This window comes from Flavobacterium flevense, assembly GCF_900142775.1.
Taxonomy (GTDB): Bacteria; Bacteroidota; Bacteroidia; order Flavobacteriales; family Flavobacteriaceae; genus Flavobacterium; species Flavobacterium flevense.
Genome location: NZ_FRCC01000009.1, coordinates 156,304 through 178,109 on the forward strand (window position 1 = coordinate 156,304; position 21,806 = coordinate 178,109).

The window sequence follows — 21,806 nt, forward strand, 5'->3', positions numbered from 1 at the left end:
GTGTGAAATGGAAATAATTTGCTTAATTTTTACGCAATGTATAAAAAAAAACATAAAAAAGTTAGGGTAGTGTAAATTCAACACGTATTAATAAAAAGCAGTATCGAAATGATAAGTAATAAAATTGAAAATATAATAGTTAAGTTTTTAACAAATCAGGCTTCGGCATCTGAGTTGACTGCATTAGAACTATGGATTCAGGATTCAGAAAACAAAGCATTATTTGATGAGTTTGTTAAAATTAATTATGCAATCGAATATAATATGAAAGAATTTGATTCTCATAAAATAATAAGTAAGCTCTCAGAGGCTTTTGCCAGAGAAAAGAAAGAGAGGAAGCTTAAAAAGTTACGTAAAGTTATTTATTATTCAGCTGCAGCAGTTGTTTTAGGAATTCTAACCATGGGTTATTTTTACAGAACAAGTTTTTTCCAGCAGCCTGCAGTAGTTCCTGTAATAGTAAACAACACTATTAATAAAGGAACTGACAAAGCGATATTGACACTTGAAGACGGATCAGTTGTAACATTAGAAAAAGACAAAGTTTATAAGAAAGACAATGTAGTTAGTAATGGAAAAGAATTAGTTTATAATAAGAATCAGGGAAAATCAGAATTAGTATATAATTATTTAACAATACCAAGAGGAGGGCAGTTTCAGATAAAATTAGCTGACGGAACTAAAGTATGGTTGAATTCTGAGTCTAAACTAAAATTCCCGGTCGCTTTTGCAGAAGGAAGTGTGCGTGAAGTAGAATTAATTTACGGAGAAGCCTTTTTTGATGTGTCTCCAAGTTCAGAACATAAAGGAGCAAAGTTTAAAGTTTTAAACAAAAATCAGGAAGTAGAGGTTTTAGGAACGGAGTTTAATATAAAAGCTTATAAAGATGAAGATAAAATTTACACCACATTAGTAGAAGGAAAAGTAGCCGTAAGTGGTTTTAATTCGAAAAAATACATGGTTCCTAATCAACAAACCATTATTAATCTTAAAAACGGAGCTATGACCATTAATCCCATTGATGCTTACAATGAAGTGTTATGGACAAAAGGAATTTTTAGTTTTAAGAGTAAAAATTTAAAAGAAATTATGACGGTTATGTCCCGCTGGTATGACGTTCAGGTGGTGTTTCAAAACGCTGAACTTGAAAAAGTTAAATTCAATGGGGTACTTAGTAAAAATGATAATATAAAAGAAATCCTAACTATAATTAAGAAAACTAACTTTATAAATGACTATGAGATAAAAGACCAGAAAATTATAATAAAATAAAAAAAAAGGGAACAAAGTAATACCTGGACAGTACGATACTTTATCCCCTAATGAGATTATTAATTAACATGTAACCAATAAACACAAATATATGAAAATTGAATTTACTAACCATTTTTTCTTTTTAAGGAGAAAATTTTTACTAACCAGTATGAAAGCTTTTATATTGTTTTTTTGTACGACCGCTTTTAGTTTTTCTTCAAGTAAAGTTTTTACGCAGAATGTAAACATTGTTGTTGATAAAAATAAGCTTGTAACCATTGATGAGGTTTTTGACCTTTTAAGGGAGCAAACTGATTTTACATTTATTTATCAGGAAGATATGTTTAAGAATGTTCCAAAAATAAAACTTAAAAAAGGAACCATAAATGCTAATAAGTTGCTAAATGAAAACCTTGCCGATGAAGGTTTTAATTTTGAACTTATTGGAAAAAATAAAATTGTAATAACTAAAGTTAAGCCAGAAGCTAAGGCACAACAGCAAATAAAGGTTTCGGGGATTATAAAGGATTCTAATGGAGCGCCTATTCCGGGAGTAAATGTTGTTGTTAAAGGTACTTCAAATGGTGTTCAGACTGATTTTGAAGGGAAATTTTCCATAGATGTAGCCGGATCCAATACAGCTCTTATCGTTTCATACATTGGTTTTATCAGTCAGGAAGTTAAAGTAGGCAATCAAACTAATATTGCCGTTACACTTTTAGAGGATTACGCTAAGTTAGACGAAGTAGTTGTAATAGGTTACGGAACACAAAAAAAATCAGACTTAACCGGATCTGTTTCTGTTGTAAATGTCGAAAGTGCTAAAAAAGCAGTGACGTATGATGTTGCTAAAATGCTGCAAGGTCAGGCACCTGGTGTTAGTGTACAATCATCAGGAGAACCGGGAGGATTTGTAAATATTAAAATTAGAGGGGTAAATTCCTTTAGTAATAACAACCCATTATTTGTTATTGATGGAGTGATTGTAGATTCGCCATTTGATTTTGCACCAGGAGATATTGAATCGATGCAGGTATTGAAAGATGCATCATCAGCAGCTATTTATGGAGTGCGTGGAGCCAATGGAGTGGTAATTATTACTACTAAAAAAGGAAAAGTAGGTGCAATGGAAATTAAGTACAAATCACTTTACGGAGTACAGAATGTAGCAAAAAACTGGTCAGTAACTGATAGAGTAGGTTATCAAACCATTACCACTGCAGCTGAGCAAAATGATAATTTGCCTGTGGCTCCGGGAAATGATCCTACAAGTCCTTTTTACATCAATAATGTAAATACCAATTGGCAAAAAGAAGCTTATGGAACGGGTACGGTTCAAAATCATTCCCTTACATTTAATGGTGGAGCAGAATCTCTTGGGTACAATTTGAATGTTGATTATTTCAAAAACACTTCTTATTTAGAGACACCACAGGATTACGAAAGATATTCTATGAATTTGAATTTGCATGGAAAAAAAGGAAAATTCAAATACGGTTCAAAAATTGCCTATACCGAATCAGACAAAGAATCTTTTAATAGCTGGGTGGGAGAATCGGCTATTCAGGCATTAGTGACTGCTATTCCTACAATGCCGGTTTATGATGATAATTGGCTAGGTGGATATGGAGGAACATACAGCGATACTCAAAAAGCAATTTCGCTGAATGTTATTGGGTATAATAATTTAATTTCTAATACAGGAAAAAGAAACCATTTTATTGGTGATATCTGGGGAGAATTGGAAATAGTTAAAGGATTAAAATACAAATTAGATGTAAGCTATGATAAAGTACACTGGTTTGACAAACGATATACTCCTGAATTTGAATTGGGATGGTATTATAGAGTTCCAAGTGACAGAGCAACTCTTAACATTGCTACCGGAAATCAAATCAAAACTTTTGTAAATAGCATTCTTACTTATAATGTAAGTTTAGGAAAACACAATATTGATGCTTTAGTGGGTTCTATCGACGAAAGAAATAATCATTACAACCATTTTTCATCAGGTGTAGGATATGATGCTACCGATATTAAAAAATTACAATTTGCAGAGAATACGAATACTAATGAATACGAATATACCATTACCGGAAAATCGTATATCAGCAGATTGAATTATGGTTACGACGATCGTTATTTACTTACGGCAAACTTTAGACAGGACAAAACTTCTTTGTTCAGTAAAAAATTCAATTCGGCTAATTTCTACTCTTTTTCAGGAGCCTGGAAATTGAGTAATGAAAAATTCATTCATTTACCGGAATGGATTAGCAATGTGAAGTTAAGAGGAGGATACGGAATTATTGGAAACAACACCATTCCGCAATATTTCTTTGCGACTACGATGAACAGTTTTGCCAGCTATACTTTTAATAACGAATTAGCTCCTGGTGCAACAGTAGTAAACGCTTTAGATCCAAATGTACATTGGGAAGAAACTAAAACAACCAATGTAGCTCTTGAATTAGGAATGTTTGACAATGATTTGCAGTTTACAGCAGAGTATTTTCTTAAAAAATCAAATGATTTATTGATTAGAGTACCATTACCATTTTCTTCCGGAGCTTTTCCATCAGATGTTACAACAAATGCCGGAGCAGTAGAAAACTCAGGACTGGAATTCTCAATGGTTTATAATAACAATAAAAACGAATTCAAGTACAGCATTGCAGCTAATATTGGTACTTTAAAAAATAAAGTAACTCAAATTGGTTTTTCTGAAAGTGGAAATCCTATACCGGGTCTTGCTGCCATGACAGAAGTAGGAAGATCTATAGGCGAAATTTATGCATACGAAACAGATGGTATTTTCCAATCTCAGGAAGAAATCAATGCAGCACCTTCACAAACAAATGTTCAGGTAGGAGATATCAAATTCAAAGATCAATTAACAGTAGATACTGATGGTGATGGCGTTTTTGACGAAGCTGATGGAGTTATAACTGATAGAGACAGAGTATTTCAGGGAGTTACGATACCTAAATACAATTATGGTATCAATCTAAGTGCTTCTTATAAAAACTGGAATGCTACTATGTTTTGGCAAGGAAGCGGTGGAAACAAAGTATTTAATGGTTTGTACCGTGACTTAATGGTTGGTAAATATGGCAACCATCATACGGATATGTTAGATTATTGGACTCCAACAAATATTGATACTAATATTCCAAGACCATCAATCCAGGATGCTAACGGAAACACCCGTGATTCGAATCGTTTTATAGAAAGTGGCAACTACATTAAATTACAAACAGCCGAAATCAGTTATAATATTCCGGTTAATAAAACCAGTTTTATTCAAAACGCAAGAATATATGCTAATGGTCAAAACTTATGGATTATATCTAAATACAGAGGTTATGATCCTGACTTTATTAGTGATGGATTGTTCTCAAGAGGATATGACGGAGGTTCTTTCCCTAATCCAAGAACCATCTCTTTAGGTATTGAAGTGAATTTTTAATCAGGAATCAATTTAAAACGAATCAAAATGAAATATAAAATATATAATTATTTAGCTGGTTTCTTTTCACTGGCAATAATAACAACAAGTTGTGTTAACGATGAAGATTTAATTCAGGTTGACCCTAATAATAATGCTGTAGACTCTTTTTGGAAAACTGATTCAGATGCTTTACAAGGTGTCAATGCAGTCTACGGAAGTTTACTTACTGATGGAACTTACATGCGTAGTACTCCTTTGTTATTAGACTTAAAAGGAGATGATACCCGTAGTAATAGCCCTTGGCCGGCTATGGCTAATGTGGGAAGATTCAATTCTAATGTTAGTGACGCCGCCATTTACGGCTGGGCTTATGAGACTTACTATCAGGGGATTTTCAGAGCAAATCAGGTTTTGACCAATGTACCCGCTATTGATTTTGCCGATGCAGCACTTAAAAACAGAATTTTAGGACAGGCCTATTTTTTAAGAGGATTGTATTTGTTTCATGCCGTTAACATGTTTAAGAATGTACCTGTTCCAACAGAGATAGCTGCCATTTATCCGCAAAAAACAGAAGCCGAAGGTTGGGCTCAGGTTATTGCTGACTTTAAAATGGCAGCCGAATTGTTACCAATATCATATACTGATGTTTCAGGTTTAGATGCTGGAGAAAAAGGACGTGCCACTAAAGGGGCTGCTTTAGGATATTTAGGAAAAGCCTATTTGTTTACTAAAGATTTTACAAATGCAAGAGACGCTTTTAAGGCTGTTATTGATTTAGGGGTTTACGCATTGGTATCTAATTACCGTGATAATTTTACGGAAACCAATGAAAACAATTCCGAATCTTTATTTGAAGTGCAATTTAGCAGAGAAGCCGGAGGAGTGGACTTAGGTTGGGGAGGTGCTCCCGCTTCCGGATGGGGGAAAACTTCAGCCAGAGCTATTACTTATGGACCAAGAGGTTTTGGATTTACCGATGTTCAGCCTACATGGGCTTTATATAATGACTATCAGCTGGAAAAAACAATTGCAAATACAACAGATCCTCGTTTAGATGCTACCATGTTTTATAATAAACCAGGCGGTATGCAATTATACGGGCAAGATTTTGCCACTAGATATGCTTCAAATACGGGAGATTTAAACGATTTGTTTTGTAGAAAATATCAAAACTCTGATGGTCAAAGAGCAGACGAATTTGACTGGAGATCCGGAATCAATGAACGTTTATTGCGTTATGCAGACATTCTGTTAATGTATGCCGAAACTTTGAATGAAACAGGCAATACCCCAGATGCTTATACCTATATCCAAATGGTGAGAGACCGTGTTAATTTACCAATTTTAAGTGTTGTGAAACCAAACATGACAAAGGAGCAAATGCGTGAGCAAATAGGGCACGAAAGATTCTTAGAATTCCCGCTTGAAGGACACCGTTTTGATGATATTCGTCGTTGGGGATGGTTACAGGATCCGGCAAAATTAGCCTGGTTGAAATCCAGAGATGCTGAATTTAATTCGTATGCACCCGGCAGAGAATTTTTCCCAATACCTCAATTAGAAAGGGATAATAATCCGGGAACGATTCCAAACGATAGTTATTAATGTTTAATGAATCCGTTTTCTATTAAAAAATAAAATTCTAAATAATCATGTGGTAAATTTTAAAGGGTTTACCACATGAGTTTTATATCTGAATAAAAGATGAAAAATTCAAAATCCATTTTAAAAAAAGCGTCTTTTGTTGGCTTTCTTTTGTTTGTACTTGCTGCAGTAAGTTGTTCCAAAGACGATCCTACAACTGAAGAAACAGTTCCTCCAATTGTAGTTGTACCACCAGTGGTTACCCCTACATTTAATGGACCTAAATATGCGGATAATTATACCTCGATTGCTTCGTGGAGTAGCAGATCACAATGGAATTTAGCTAACGTTCATGATCCCACTGTTGAAAAATCTGGAGAGTATTATTATATGTATCAAACGGATGCTTCTTATGGTAATGCACATGATGGACATGGACATTTCCCTTACCGACGTTCTAAAGATTTGATCACTTGGGAATTTATGGGGACAGCTATGGCGCTAGCTCCGGCCTGGGTAAAAGATTCTTTGAACAATAAAAGAGCCAGAATGGTTCCTGCTTTACCGCCTATAGCTAATCCAAGATATGGATATTGGGCTCCTTTTGTAAAAAAAGTAGGCAATAAATACCGAATGTATTACAGTATTGTAGTAGATGAACCTATTACAGGAACAAGTTTTGACACTTCATGGTCAGAAAGAGCTTTTATTGGACTAGCTGAATCCGATGATTTAGCATCGAATGTATGGGTGGATAAAGGAATGGTTGTTTGCTCTGAACCGGATGGTTTAAAACCGTATTCTTATACGGGAGCAAGAAATTGGGAAGATGCATATTTCAAATTCAATGCGATCGACCCTACTTTTACCATTACTCCGGAAGGCGAACATTATTTAATTTATGGTTCCTGGCATTCTGGAATTGCAGCTTTGAAACTCAATCCTACTACCGGAAAACCGGATCAGTTAAAAACCCTGAGCGATTACGGAACCCGGATTGCTTCGCGTCATCCTACCAGCCGTTGGCAAGCTTCTGAAGGGCCTGAAATAATCTATAATCCGGATACACAATATTATTATCTGTTTTTAGCTTATGACGAACTTTCGGTTGCTTACAATACCCGTGTGGCACGTTCCAGAAGTATAACCGGACCCTTTTTAGGTATTAACGGTGCTAATATTACTAATGGAGCCGATTGCTGGCCTATGCTTACACATCCGTATTCCTTCAATAATCACACTGGATGGGTAGGTTTTTCTCATTGTTCCGTATTTCAAAATCCAGATACTAAGGAGTGGTTTTATGCTTCTCAGGCTCGTTTGCCTGAAGGTGTTCCGGGAATTAATGCCTCTAATGCCGTTATGATGGGACATGTTCGTGCTATTCAGTGGACTGAAGATGGCTGGCCTGTAGTGGATGCTGAACGCTATGCCGGAGTACCTAAAACCACTATTACCGAAGCTTCTTTTGTAGGTCAATGGGAACAGATTACCATGAATTACCAATACAAAACGATTCAAAAATCAGTTACCATCAATTTAACTGCCGATAAAAAAGTAAGTGGAGCCCTAACAGGAACCTGGTCTTATGATAGTGGAAACAAGACCTTAATTGTAAATGGTATAAAATGTAAAGTTAGTGATGCCTGGGATTGGGAAGCTTCAACCCGAAAAGTAACGCTGAGTTATTCCGGACTAACAGCTGATGGAAGACCTGTTTGGGGTAAGAAAAAATAAATTGAAATAAATGACCCTTTAATCAGGACAAACGCATGAGTTTTATTTTTAGCCACGAGCCGAGCAATAGCGAATAGACAAAGCAATTACACCAATTTTTTATCTGCTTTTGGAAAATTCGTGTAATTAATGACGTCTCAATTGGTGTTGTTTCGTGTATTCGTGGCTGTTTTTTTTATTTTTGAAATAAGATGTGTTTATCCTGACTTTTACCTATTAGAGAGGGTTTTTGTTAAAATATAATCTGAGTGTATTTATAGCTTGCTTTTATCTTTTTATTTTACCTATATTTACAAATGTTAAACGTACACTTATAACCAATAAAAAATGTAATCAGAATGAAAAAAAATCTGTTGTTATTGTTGATTTTTACTTTTTGTAATCAACTTGCTTTTTCACAAAAAGAAACCACAATTCTTAGTATTAAAAAAGCGGAGAAACCTGTTGTTATTGATAAAAATATTTATGGTCACTTTGCAGAACATTTGGGGAGATGTATCTACGGAGGTTTTTTTGTAGGCGACACTTCTAAAATCCCTAATACAAGAGGGGTTAGGAATGATATTATTGCGGCTTTAAAAGAATTAAAAATTCCAAATTTAAGATGGCCGGGAGGTTGTTTTGCGGATACCTATCACTGGAAAGATGGTGTAGGTCCACAAGAAAAAAGACCCACAATTGTAAACACCTGGTGGGGTGGAGTAACTGAGGATAATAGTTTTGGGACACACGACTTTTTGAATTTATGTGAGGAATTGGGAGCTCAGCCTTATTTATCAGGAAATGTAGGAAGCGGAACCGTTCAGGAACTAGCTGATTGGGTTCAATACACTAATTTTTCAGGTAAAAGTCCAATGAGTGATTTGCGTAAAGCAAACGGAAGAACGGAACCTTGGAAAGTGAAATTTTGGGGTATTGGTAACGAAGCCTGGGGTTGTGGAGGAAATATGACTCCGGAATATTATGCCGGTGAATATAGAAAATTTGCAACGTTCATGTCCGATTGGGAAAATACTGGTGGATTAACACGCATTGCTTCTGGAGCAAATGGAAGTGATTATAATTGGACAGAAGTTTTGATGAAAAACATTCCATTAAATATGTTGGGCGGAGTTGGAGTGCATCATTATGCAGTAATCAACTGGTCTAAAAAAGGAGATGCTGTTGATTTTAATGAGGATGGTTATTTCAAAACAATGACTTCCGCTTTAAAAATGGAAGAATATGTTACTAAACATGCTGCTATTATGGACAAATACGATCCTGAGAAAAAAGTAGCTATGATGGTGGACGAATGGGGAGCCTGGTATGAAGTACAACAAGGAACTAACCCTGGCTTTTTATACCAACAAAATACCATGAGAGATGCTGTTTTAGCAGGTTCAACTTTGAATATCTTTAACAATCATGCTGACAGAGTACGTATGGCTAACTTAGCACAATGTGTAAATGTATTGCAAGCGGTAATTTTGACTGATAAGGCTAAAATGATTTTGACTCCTACTTACCATATCATGAAAATGTACCGTGTACATCAGGATGCTGAATTATTGCCTATCGATTTCAAATCTCCGGAATATACTTTTGAAGGTAAAACACTTCCTGCAATCTCGGCTTCGGCTTCAAAAGATAAAAGCGGATTGGTACATATTTCATTAGTAAATATTGATGCTAAGAAAGAAAACAAAATCGAAATCGATTTGGCTGAATTAGGATTAAAAAATGTTACAGCTACAATTTTGACGTCTAAAAAATTACAAGACTATAACTCATTTGATAAACCTAATGCAATTGAGCCTAAAGAATTCAAAGGGTTTAAAAATGCTAAAGGAAAATTAGAAGTAAGTATTCCGGCATTTTCTGTTGTAGTACTAGAAGGAAAATAAAATAGTACCATGAAAATCACCACTTTATTATTTAGTGTGAGTCTTTTATCAGCAGTTGTTTCTTGTAAAACAACTGCTGTAAAAGAAACAACTGCTACCGTAAATCAGCCTTCGCTGAAAATGAATAATCCTATTATTACTGATAAATATACTGCTGATCCGGCTGCTATAGTTTATAAAGACAAAGTGTATCTGTATGCGGGACATGATACACCGCCAAAAGAGGTGAATTCGTATCGAATGAACGAATGGCTGGTGTATTCTTCTTCGGATATGGTCAATTGGCAAGAACATGCAGTGCCTTTAAAACCTACCGATTTTGCTTGGGCAAAAGGAGATGCCTGGGCTGGACAAGTTATTGAAAGAAACGGAAAATTCTACTGGTATGTAACGGTTTCTCACGGAACAATTCATGGAAAATCGATAGGAATTGCAGTTTCGGATAGCCCTACCGGTCCTTTTAAAGATGCTTTAGGAAAAGCATTAATTACTAATGATATGACTACCAAAACGAATATCAGTTGGGATGATATTGACCCAACGGTGATTGTAGATGATGACGGTCAGGCGTATCTTTTTTGGGGAAATACCGTTTGTAATTATGTGAAATTAAAAGAAAACATGATTGAAATGGACGGCCCAATGCAAACGATAGATTTACCTAATTTTACCGAAGCACCCTGGATTCACAAGCGTAAGGACTGGTATTATTTGTCTTATGCCTACCAATTTCCTGAAAAAATCGCCTATGCTATGAGTAAATCAATTACTGGTCCTTGGGAATACAAAGGGATTTTAAACGAAGTGGCCGGGAATTCAAATACAAATCATCAGGCAATCATAGATTTTAAAGGTAACTCGTATTTTATTTATCACAACGGTTCTATTCCTACAGATGGAGGAAGTTTTAGAAGATCAGTTTGTGTAGACCGTTTGTATTACAATCCGGATGGTACTATGAAACGTGTGATTATGACCTCAGAAGGAATAACAAACTAGTTATTTCAAACTTACAGAAAGTGAGTAAATCCTATTTTTAGGTAAAATCTAATAATTTTCATTTTAAAGCAACAAAATATGAAATTGTACACAAGAATACAGTCATTAATTTTATTGTTAAGTGTTTTGATTGGTACATCAATATTAGCTCAGGACATCTCCGTTCACGACCCGGTGATGATCAAACAAAAAGATACCTATTATTTGTATTGTACCGGACGCGGAATCAGTGTTTTTAGTTCCAAAGATTTAAAAAAATGGAACCCTGAACCTGCTGTATTCAAAGAAAAACCTGTTTGGGCTGATGCTGTTGCGGCTGATTTTAAAAATCATATTTGGGCACCGGATATTTCCTTTCACAACAATACTTATTATTTGTATTATTCCGTTTCCGCTTTCGCAAAAAATACTTCGGCGATTGGGGTTACAACTAATACGACTTTAGATCCGAGAGATCCTGCTTATAAATGGGTAGATCACGGAATTGTAATTCAGTCTGTTCCTAATCGTGATTTATGGAATGCTATAGATCCTAATTTGACTTTCGATGATAATAATACACCATGGTTAGCTTTTGGTTCTTTTTGGGAAGGATTAAAAATGGTAAAATTAAACGCTGATTTATTGTCTATTGCTCAGCCTCAGGAGTGGTACACTATTTCAAAACGGGAAAGAGGTACTGGATTTGCAGATGCTCATCCGGGAGATGCAGCTTTAGAAGCTCCTTTTATATTCAAAAAGAATGGCTATTATTATCAGTTTCTTTCCTGGGATTTTTGTTGTCAAGGAGAAAAAAGCACTTATAAAGTAGTAGTGGGGAGATCTAAAGTAATTACCGGTCCCTATTTAGACAAAGAGGGTAAATCTTTAAACGACGGTGGTGGTACTATCTTGATACAACCAAATGAAAATTGGTACGGAGCGGGACATAATAGTGCCTATACTTTTGATGGGAAGGATTATATTATTTTTCATGCTTATGAAAAAAAGAATAATGGAAAACCAAAATTAGAAATCAAAGAGTTGAAATGGGATGCCGATTTGTGGCCAAGTCTGTAATAGTTAAAATTTAATATCCTGTTTTAATGAATTCTTTATCACAGATTAATATAGATTAATTTGTTATTGAATCAAAAATCTTTCTAATCATTCTATTCTGTGACAAAAAAAGGCTTTTTAATAATTTCGAAATTAAGTAATAAGAATAATTTATTGTCATTTAAAAACACCGCCTACCTTATATGATCTTATTTGTTATTAAGTGAGATACTAGAATAAGATAAAAAAAACTTATATGACTTATATGGTTAAAAAAAACGACATTATTTTATTCCCATTACTTATATCTTTCTTTTACTTAAAACGATTATAAAAAAAACGGCTTATTATTTTTAATAGTTTGGTTTATTCCAATGTACTATGGGAAAACGATATTGAGAATAGCTGGTGATAACCATGTCAAAATCCATCTCTGAAATTAATTTAATTCAAGTATAACATGCAAACAAACAAATTAAAAAACCTGGCATTATCAGCTATTGTTTTGGTAAGTGTCGCTTCCTGTACAGATAAAAAAGTGCAAAACGATAAGTCTAAAGATGAAGTGACTACTAATGCAAAAACCTTATCTAATAAACCTATTGTGTTGCAAAGAGCAGATCCGTTTATCTATAAGCATACAGATGGGTATTACTATTTTACAGGATCAGTACCCACCTATGACGCTATAGAGCTAAGACGTGCAAAATCTATTGATGAACTTCAAAATGCTGAAACTTTTAGAGTATGGGAAAAACATAAAAGCGGACCAATGAGCCGTCATGTATGGGCTCCGGAAATTCATTATTTAGATGGAAAATGGTACGTGTATTTTGCAGCAAGCGAAGAAAGCGATATTTGGAAATTAAGACCTTATGTTTTGCAGTGTAGCGGTCAGGATCCTTTACATGACAAGTGGGTTGAGCTGGGACAAATGCAGGCAGCTGATGCAGATCCAAAAAGTTTTACTGATTTTTCTCTGGACGGAACCGTATTTGAGCATAAAAGCAAGCGCTATTTCTGTTGGGCAGAAAAAACGGGAGGACAGTTCGCAGCTTCTAATTTGTATTTAGCCGAAATGGAATCACCTGTAAAACTAAAAACAGTTCAATTTATGCTAACAACTCCGGATTATGATTGGGAACGCATCGGTTTTTGGGTAAATGAAGGTCCGGCAGTTATTAAAAACAAAGGAAAAATTTACATTACTTTTTCGGCAAGTGCTACAGGTGCATGTTACAGTATGGGTATGATGGAAGCAGACGAAAAAGCTGATTTACTAGATAGAAATTCGTGGAAAAAATCCCGATATCCAGTATTAAAAACCAATGAAGCAAAAAATATTTATGGTCCGGGACACAACTCTTTCACAGTTGATGAAAACGGAGAGCCCTTAGTAATATATCATGCAAGGGATTACGAAAAAGCGGTTGGTGATCCAAAAGTAGTGCCTGCGACAGATAAAAGACCGTTGAAAGAAATTATTGCAGACCCGTTATACGATCCTAATCGTCATGCGAGAATGATGAAATTAAAATTTGATGAGAACGGTAAACCAGTATTCGAATTTAATTAAAATGCCTGTCCACTAATCGGACTAAAAAAAACAGACCACAGATGACGCTGATTTTAACAGATAAAAAACGGATTTTTCAAACTCTTTATAAATCACAATCTGCGATAATCAGTTAAAATCAGTTTCATCCGTGTGCCATTTTCAATGATTCGTATAAGAAATAGATAGTCATATTAATTAAAAGTGTAAAATCAAGCTTGTCGAAAGAATTTGGTTGACCGACAAATAAAAAGAAAAATTAAAATATGAAATTAAATTTAATTACAAAAAGTACTGTTTGTGGTTTATTACTGAGTAGTTTTTTGGCAACAGCCCAAAAAACGAATTTAGAAGTAGATTTGACCCAATCAATTACTAAAATCCAGCCAACAATGTATGGTGTCTTTTTTGAAGATATCAATTTTGCTGCCGATGGAGGTTTGTATGCAGAAATGGTTAAGAACAGAACTTTTGGATTTGATGCACCATTGATGGGATGGTTGCAACCCAATAGTAATACGCATTCTTTCAATAAAGATTCCGGGATGGCAACGCCTATGCATACTTCTGAAAAGCCTAATAATCCTGATTTTTGCAGAGTTATCATCAATAATGATAAAGGCTACCAGATTATCAATGAAGGTTTTAGGGGAATGGGAATCAAGAAAGATGCAAAATACAATCTTTCTTTAAAAGCGGCGAATCATGATAATGCCATTAAAAAAATAATTATCCAATTTATTGATGCGGATAAAAAGGTTTTGGGAGAAACAACTATTGTCCCTTCATCAGCAAACTGGAAAGATTATTCAACCCAAATTGTAGCGACTGCAACGGAAGCAAAAGCGCAACTCAAAATAACTTTTGAAGGAACAGGAACGATTGATTTAGATATGATTTCGTTATTTCCGCAAGAAACCTGGAATAACAGGAAAAATGGTTTGCGTAAAGATATCGTTCAGTGGTTATATGATTTAAAACCAGGATTTATACGTTTCCCTGGTGGATGTATCGTTGAAGGAAGGACATTGGAAAACAGATACCAATGGAAAAAAACGGTTGGAGCTGTTGAAGACAGAGAAACCATGATTAACAGATGGAATGTGGAGTTTAAGAACAAGCAAGCACCGGATTATTTTCAGTCTTTTGGTTTAGGATTTTTCGAATATTTCCAACTTTCGGAAGATGTAGGAGCAGAGCCGTTGCCTATTTTAAGCTGTGGAATTGCTTGTCAGTACAATACAGGAGAATTGGTTCCAATGGAAGAATTAGATCCTTATGTTCAGGATGCATTGGATTTAATCGAATTTGCAAATGGTGCTGTGACCACTAAATGGGGAAAATTAAGAGCCGATATGGGACATCCAAAACCATTTAATCTTAAGTTTATTGGTGTTGGAAACGAGCAATGGGGACCACAATATATTGAAAGATATAAAGTTTTTGCAAAAGCAATAAAAGAAAAATATCCTGCTATGACTATTGTTTCCGGTTCAGGACCTTCGCCGGATGGAGCAATGTTTGAGTACGGATGGGAGGAATTGAAGAAAATAAATGCCGAGATTGTTGATGAGCATTATTATAAAAACCCGGAATGGTTTAAAGAAAATGCTGCTCGATATGATAATTATGACCGAAACGGACCTAAGATTTTTGCCGGAGAATATGCTGCTCATCCTAAAGGAGTAGAAGATGGTTTGAAAGAGAATAATTGGTTGTCGGCACTTTCTGAATCGGCTTTTATGACAGGTTTGGAGCGTAATGCCGATGTAGTTCATTTAACCTCTTATGCTCCTTTAATGGCTCACGTAGATGCTTTTCAATGGGCTCCGGATATGATTTGGTTTGATAATTTGAATTCGTATGGAACGGCTAATTATTATGTCCAAAAAATGTACTCCAATAATAGAGGAACGGATGTTTTAGCAATTACAAAAGAGGGTAAACCATTGACAGGGCAAAATGAACTGTATGCAACTGCTGCAAAAGATGTTACTACCAAAGAACTGATTTTAAAACTGGTTAATACATCAGCTAAAGCGCAGGATCTTGAAGTGAATCTATCAGGAAAAGGTGTTGAGTCTAAAGGAAAAATGACTCTTTTGACAAGTCAGAATCTGGAAGAATACAATACATTGGCTGAGCCAACTAAAATTGTGCCTGTTGAAAAAGAATATAAAGTAAGTGGAAAGAAAGCCTCAGTAACTTTACCGGCTTATTCTTTTGTAGTGTTGAAATTAAAGATGAAATAATATCTTTTTCAGATAAATATTTTTATAACTAAATAAATCAAATTTTAATAAAATAATATGAAGTGTGAGTGTTACACTTCATGTTATTTTATGCTATATTTGTAGCCATATTTTAAATAATGAAGATGAAAAATTATGTAATAGGTTTAGATTACGGATCGGATTCAGTTCGTGCCGTATTAATTGATACCGATAACGGGCAGGAATTAGCCTCAGATGTTTGCCATTACAAAAGATGGAAAAACAAACAATATTGTAATCCGTCAATCAATCAATTCCGTCAACATCCTTTGGATCACATTGAAGGATTGGAATCGACCATTAAAAATATTGTAACAGCAAGTAAGGTGGATCCTTCTTTGATAAAAAGTATCTGTATTGATACAACAGGTTCTTCGCCTGTACCAGTTACTGAAGATGGAACTCCGCTAGCTTTAACAGTAGAATTTGCTGAAAACCCAAATGCCATGATGGTTTTGTGGAAAGATCACACTGCTATCAATGAAGCCAATGAAATCAACGAACTTGCCGCTAGCTGGGGAGGAGAAGATTTTACAAAATACGAAGGAGGAATTTATTCTTCGGAGTGGTTTTGGGCCAAAATTTTACACATTGCTCGTGAGGACGAAGCCGTTAGAAATGCAGCTTACACCTGGTTAGAGCATTGCGATTTAATGACTTATTTGTTAATTGACAATAAAGATTTAAAAACATTCAAAAGAAGCCGTTGTGCAGCAGGTCATAAAGCAATGTGGCACGAAGACTGGAATGGTTTACCACCAGAGGAATTCTTAGGGAAATTACACCCGTATTTAGCTCAGCTAAGAGGGAAATTATACGACGAAACTTATACTTCAGATATTGTTGCCGGAACTTTAAATCAGGAATGGGCAACTAAATTAGGTTTGACTACCGATACAATTATTGCTGTTGGAACTTTTGATGCACATTCAGGAGCTGTTGGTGCTAAAATTGACGAGTACGCTTTAGTTCGCGTAATGGGAACTTCAACTTGTGATATTATTGTTTCTGCTAAAGAAAACGTGGGAAGCAAAACCGTTAAAGGTATTTGCGGACAAGTAGATGGTTCAGTTATTCCTGGTTACATCGGTTTAGAAGCGGGACAATCTGCTTTTGGAGATGTTTTGGCTTGGTTTAAAGATACTTTGTCCTGGCCATTAGATAATTTGGTTTACAATTCAAATGTATTATCTGAAGAGCAAAAAGCACAATTAAAAGAAGAAGTAGAATCTAATTTCATCAAAACTTTAACGGAGCAAGCTGAGGCAATTCCGTTGTCAGAAAGTATTCCAACTGCCCTTGATTGGGTAAATGGTCGCAGAACTCCGGATGCTAATCAAGGATTGAAAAGTGCGATGACTAATCTATCTTTAGGAACAAAAGCACCACATATTTTCAAAGCTTTAATCAACTCTATCTGTTTTGGTTCTAAGAAAATTGTAGACCGTTTTGAAGAAGAAGGAGTTCGTATTGACAGTGTAATCGGAATTGGGGGTGTAGCGAGAAAATCACCATTTATCATGCAGACTTTGGCAAATGTATTGAATAAACCCATTAAAGTTTGTGCTTCTGATCAGGCACCGGCTTTAGGAGCTGCTATTTATGCTGCTGTAGCTGCCGGAATTTATCCAAATGTGATTGAAGCTGCTAAGAAAATGGGAAGTGACTTTGAAAGCGAATATTTCCCCCAAGCAGATAAAATAGAAAAATATCAGGAATTGATGGATTCGTATTCTGAATTAGCTCAATTTGTAGAAACCCGCATAAAAAAATAATTTTTTCCAATAAAATAAAAGCGGGTTCCTGACAACCAAATTTTAAATAGAAACAGGAAGAAAGTATCACCAAATAAAAATAAAATGTCAAAATACCAAGCGTTAAAACAAGAGTGTTACGAGGCAAATATGCAACTAAATGATTTAAAATTAGTGGTGTATACCTTTGGAAATGTAAGTGCTGTAGACAGAGAAAACGGCGTTTTTGCTATTAAACCAAGTGGAGTTCCTTATGAGGAATTAAAAGCAGATGATATCGTAATTGTTGATTTTGATAACAATATTATCGAAGGAGACAAACGTCCTTCTTCGGATACAAAAACACATGCTTATTTGTACAAACACTGGCCAAATATTGGAGGAATTGCACATACACACGCAACTTACTCTGTAGCATGGTCTCAGGCACAAAGAGATATCCCTATTTTTGGAACTACGCATGCGGATCACTTAACTGCTGATATTCCTTGTGCTGCGCCAATGGCTGATAACCTTATTGAAGGAAACTATGAACATAACACGGGAATCCAGATTTTAGACTGTTTCAAAGAAAAAAATCTTTCTTATGAAGAAGTGGAAATGGTTTTGTTAGGAAATCATGGTCCATTTGCATGGGGAAAAAATGCAGCTAAAGCAGTTTATAACTCTAAAGTATTAGAGGTTTGTGCTGAAATGGCTTATTTGACTTTGCAAATTAATCCGGCTGCTCCAAGATTGAAAGATTCTTTGATTAAAAAACATTACGAACGCAAACACGGAAAAGATTCGTATTACGGACAATAAATTTTAGATTTTAGATTGCAGATTTTAGATTGCAGAAAATAGAATAAAGAAAATAGAATTTCATTTCAACTCCCTCTCCTTTGGAGAGGGGTGGGGTGAGGTTTAAGGAAAACAAGAACAATAAATAAACAAAATAAAAATGATAGATATTTCTAAAAAAGAAATTTGGTTCGTAGTAGGAAGCCAAAATTTATATGGTGAAGAAACTTTAAAGCAGGTTGCTGTGCATTCTCAGGAAATTGCAAAAGGAATTGATGCTTCTTCTCATGTTCCTGTAAAAGTGATTTATAAATCAGTAGCAAAATCACCTAGTGAAATCACTGATATTTGTTTGGAAGCAAATACAAACAAAAACTGTATTGGTATCATTGCCTGGATGCACACTTTTTCTCCGGCTAAAATGTGGATTAACGGTTTGAGTATCCTTAAAAAACCATTATGTCACTTACATACACAATACAATGCTGAAATTCCATGGGCTTCTATTGATATGGATTTTATGAACCTGAATCAATCAGCTCACGGAGACAGAGAGTTTGGTTACATCATGTCCAGAATGCGTAAAAAACGTAAAGTAGTTGTAGGTCACTGGGAAGATGCACGTGTTCAGCAAAAATTAGGAAACTGGTCCAGAGTAGCTTTAGGTTGGGACGAAATGCAAAACTTAAAAGTGGCGCGTTTTGGAGACAACATGCGTGAAGTGGCTGTTACTTGTGGAGATAAAGTAGAGGCTCAAATTCGTTTCGGAATGTCTGTAAACGGATACGACTCATCTGATATTGTTAACAAAATGAAATTAGTTACTGATGCGCAAGTGGATGCTTTAGTAGCAGTTTATGAAGAATCATACAATTTAGCTCCAAAATTACAAGTAGGAGGAGAGCAAAGACAATCGTTATTAGATGCTGCTAAAATCGAATTAGGTTTAAGAGCGTTCTTAGAAGAAGGTGGTTTTGGTGCTTTTACGGATACTTTTGAAAACTTAGGAGAATTAAAACAATTGCCAGGTATCGCAACGCAACGTTTAATGGCGGATGGTTACGGTTTTGGTGGAGAAGGTGACTGGAAAACAGCTGCTATGGTTCGTGTTATGAAAGTAATGAACATCGGTCTTGAAGGAGGAACTTCTTTCATGGAAGATTACACATACCACTTTACACCTGAAAAATCATATGTTTTGGGTTCTCACATGTTGGAAATCTGTCCTTCTATCACTGACGGAAAACCTTCTTGTGAAATTCACCCATTAGGAATTGGAGGAAAAGAAGATCCTGTTCGTTTGGTATTTAATTCGCCTGCCGGAGATGCTATCAATGTATCATTGGTAGATATGGGAACTCGTTTCCGTTTAATTGTAAACGAAGTAACTGCTGTAAAACCTATGGCTGACTTACCAAAATTACCGGTAGCTCGTGTACTTTGGGATTGTAAACCTAACCTTGACATCGCTGCTACAGCTTGGATTCTTGCTGGTGGTGCTCACCATACAGTATATAGCCAGGCGGTAACTACTGAGTTCATGGAAGATTTTGCTGATATTGCTGGAATCGAATTAGTGGTTATTGATAACGATACCAGAATCCGTAATTTCAAAGATACTTTGAATGCTAATGAAGCTTATTACCATTTATTCCAAACTGGATTGTAATCTTTTTTAAATAATAAATGTACCAAGTCATAAAGTCAGAAGTTAAGTTAGCTTTTGGCTTTATGATTTTTCTATTAACCAATAAAAATAAAAAATTATGAATTTATTAAAAAGTTGTGTTCTTGGATTGGCTGTTATTGCTACAGCAGGACTTTCTGTTCAGTGTAAAGGGGATAAGAAAGAAAATCAGGAACAAAATGTTGTTCAAAAAGACAGTGTTACTATTGAGAAATCAGAGTATGGTACTACCGCCAAAGGTGAAAAGATTGACAGCTACAAGTTGAAAAATCAAAAAGGAATGGAAGTGGATATTATGACTTATGGAGGAATTATTACTTCTTTAAAAGTGCCTAATAAAGCCGGAGTTTCAGAAGATGTGGTGCTTGGATTTGATAATTTCGAACAATATACTAAAGACAATCCGTTTTTTGGTGCTTTAATCGGAAGATTCGGTAACCGTATTGGAAAAGCTAAATTTTCTTTAGATGGAGTAGAATATAAATTAGCGGCTAATGACGGACCAAACAGTTTGCATGGTGGACCTGCAGGATTTCACAAAGCAGTTTGGACTGCCGAAGAAGTTAAAGGCGGAGAAAATGCAACTTTAAAATTAAAATACGTTAGCAAGGACATGGAAGAAGGTTTTCCTGGTAACCTGACTGTTTTTGTCACTTATACTTTAACGGCTGATAATACTTTAGAAGTGTTGTATGAAGCAACTACGGATAAGAAAACAGTGGTGAATTTAACACAGCACTCTTATTTCAACCTTTCAGGCGATTTTACAAAAACAATTTTGGATAATGTAGTAACAATAGACGCTGATAAATTAGTTCCGGTTGATGAAACACTTATTCCAACAGGTAAATTAGAGGATGTAGCAAATACTCCTTTTGATTTCAGAAAACCAAAAGCAATTGGTAAAGATATCGAAGTGATCAACGAACAGTTAAAAAGAGGAAAAGGTTATGATCACTGCTGGGTGTTGAACAATCAGGATAAAGGATTCCGTTTTGCAGCTTCAGTTTATGAGCCAACCAGCGGAAGAGTTATGGAAGTATATACTGATGAACCTGGAATCCAGTTGTACACAGGAAACTTCTTAGATGGTACTTTGCCTACAAGAGATGGAAAAACCTATGCACACAGAACAGGTCTTTGCTTAGAAACACAGCATTATCCGGATTCTCCTAACCAAAAAGATTTCCCTACAACGGTTTTAAACCCGGGAGAAACCTATAAAACAAAAACTGCTTTCAAATTTTCTACTAAGTAGTCAAGAAACAGTTTAGTCTACAAAGCTCGTACTATTATATGGTTCGAGCTTTTTTTTTTAGTAGCTATTTCCCGCTATCCGCTATATCTCTAGTCTCGTCTTAGGGACGAGACTAGAGGATGCCGCTACTATCGGGGCTAGGGAGTTGGAGTTTTCGGGAAAATTACAATTCTCTACTACGTATTATATAGTGTAATAGTATCTAAAAACCTTTAGCGAATCTCCGTGTTTTCTTAGTGCACCTCTGCGAAACCCCTCAATTAAAACTCAAAAATCCTACAAAACGTAAAAACATCAAAAAATAATTATCAGATTTTCAGAGTATTAAAAAATAGTTCAAAAATAAGTGATAGAAAAGTATTGTTTAACGGTATAGAGTGACTACTTTTGCACCCGCAACAACGCAGACGTTCTAAGATATACTGACAAACATTTAAATTAAATAGAAAAATTATTTTCTAAAAAAGGTTTAAAAAAGTTTGTGAGATTTAAAAACAGATGTTACATTTGCACCCCGCAAAACGCGCAAGTTATTTGAAATACC

13 protein-coding genes are annotated in these 21,806 nt (G+C 35.3%); all 13 read left to right on the forward strand.

Translation table 11 applies throughout. From position 1 onward, the window contains the following. Positions 1-108 precede the first annotated feature (108 nt). Positions 109-1,272 (forward strand): FecR family protein, encoded by a 1,164-nt coding sequence (locus tag BUB89_RS14960; protein ID WP_073246430.1) that lies wholly within the window; start codon positions 109-111, stop codon positions 1,270-1,272. 151 nt (positions 1,273-1,423) lie between these two features. Further along, the gene (locus tag BUB89_RS14965) at positions 1,424-4,723 is read left to right on the forward strand and encodes a SusC/RagA family TonB-linked outer membrane protein (RefSeq protein ID WP_073246432.1); all 3,300 of its coding nucleotides are present in this window, start codon (positions 1,424-1,426) and stop codon (positions 4,721-4,723) included. A 27-nt stretch (positions 4,724-4,750) separates the two neighbouring features. After that, a complete protein-coding gene (locus BUB89_RS14970) occupies positions 4,751-6,313 on the forward strand; it encodes a RagB/SusD family nutrient uptake outer membrane protein (RefSeq protein ID WP_073246434.1) in 1,563 nt (520 codons plus the stop codon). A gap of 99 nt (positions 6,314-6,412) precedes the next feature. Then, on the forward strand, positions 6,413-8,029 hold the full coding sequence (locus BUB89_RS14975; RefSeq protein WP_073246436.1) for an arabinan endo-1,5-alpha-L-arabinosidase: 1,617 nt from the start codon (positions 6,413-6,415) through the stop codon (positions 8,027-8,029). A gap of 338 nt (positions 8,030-8,367) precedes the next feature. Then, positions 8,368-9,915 carry an alpha-N-arabinofuranosidase gene (locus BUB89_RS14980; protein ID WP_073246438.1) on the forward strand — a complete coding sequence of 516 codons (1,548 nt, stop codon included), beginning with the start codon at positions 8,368-8,370 and terminating at the stop codon, positions 9,913-9,915. Between the two features lie 9 nt (positions 9,916-9,924). Then, a complete protein-coding gene (locus BUB89_RS14985) occupies positions 9,925-10,914 on the forward strand; it encodes a glycoside hydrolase family 43 protein (protein WP_073246439.1) in 990 nt (329 codons plus the stop codon). Positions 10,915-10,992: 78 nt separating this feature from the next. After that, positions 10,993-11,973, forward strand: coding sequence for an arabinan endo-1,5-alpha-L-arabinosidase (locus BUB89_RS14990; RefSeq protein ID WP_073246441.1), 981 nt, complete (start codon positions 10,993-10,995; stop codon positions 11,971-11,973). A gap of 439 nt (positions 11,974-12,412) precedes the next feature. Next, positions 12,413-13,528, forward strand: a complete 1,116-nt coding sequence (locus BUB89_RS14995; RefSeq protein ID WP_083552832.1) for a family 43 glycosylhydrolase — start codon at positions 12,413-12,415, stop codon at positions 13,526-13,528. A 245-nt stretch (positions 13,529-13,773) separates the two neighbouring features. After that, positions 13,774-15,759, forward strand: coding sequence for an alpha-L-arabinofuranosidase C-terminal domain-containing protein (locus BUB89_RS15000; RefSeq protein ID WP_073246442.1), 1,986 nt, complete (start codon positions 13,774-13,776; stop codon positions 15,757-15,759). 125 nt (positions 15,760-15,884) lie between these two features. Continuing rightward, positions 15,885-17,555: a ribulokinase gene (locus BUB89_RS15005; RefSeq protein WP_073246444.1), complete on the forward strand. Its 1,671-nt coding sequence runs from the start codon at positions 15,885-15,887 to the stop codon at positions 17,553-17,555. An 84-nt stretch (positions 17,556-17,639) separates the two neighbouring features. After that, entirely contained in the window at positions 17,640-18,338 is a 699-nt protein-coding gene (locus BUB89_RS15010; RefSeq protein WP_073246446.1) for an L-ribulose-5-phosphate 4-epimerase, read from the forward strand. A gap of 139 nt (positions 18,339-18,477) precedes the next feature. Further along, on the forward strand, positions 18,478-19,986 hold the full coding sequence (araA, locus tag BUB89_RS15015; RefSeq protein ID WP_073246448.1) for an L-arabinose isomerase: 1,509 nt from the start codon (positions 18,478-18,480) through the stop codon (positions 19,984-19,986). Between the two features lie 97 nt (positions 19,987-20,083). Next, positions 20,084-21,262: an aldose epimerase family protein gene (locus BUB89_RS15020; RefSeq protein ID WP_073246450.1), complete on the forward strand. Its 1,179-nt coding sequence runs from the start codon at positions 20,084-20,086 to the stop codon at positions 21,260-21,262. Positions 21,263-21,806 lie beyond the last annotated feature (544 nt).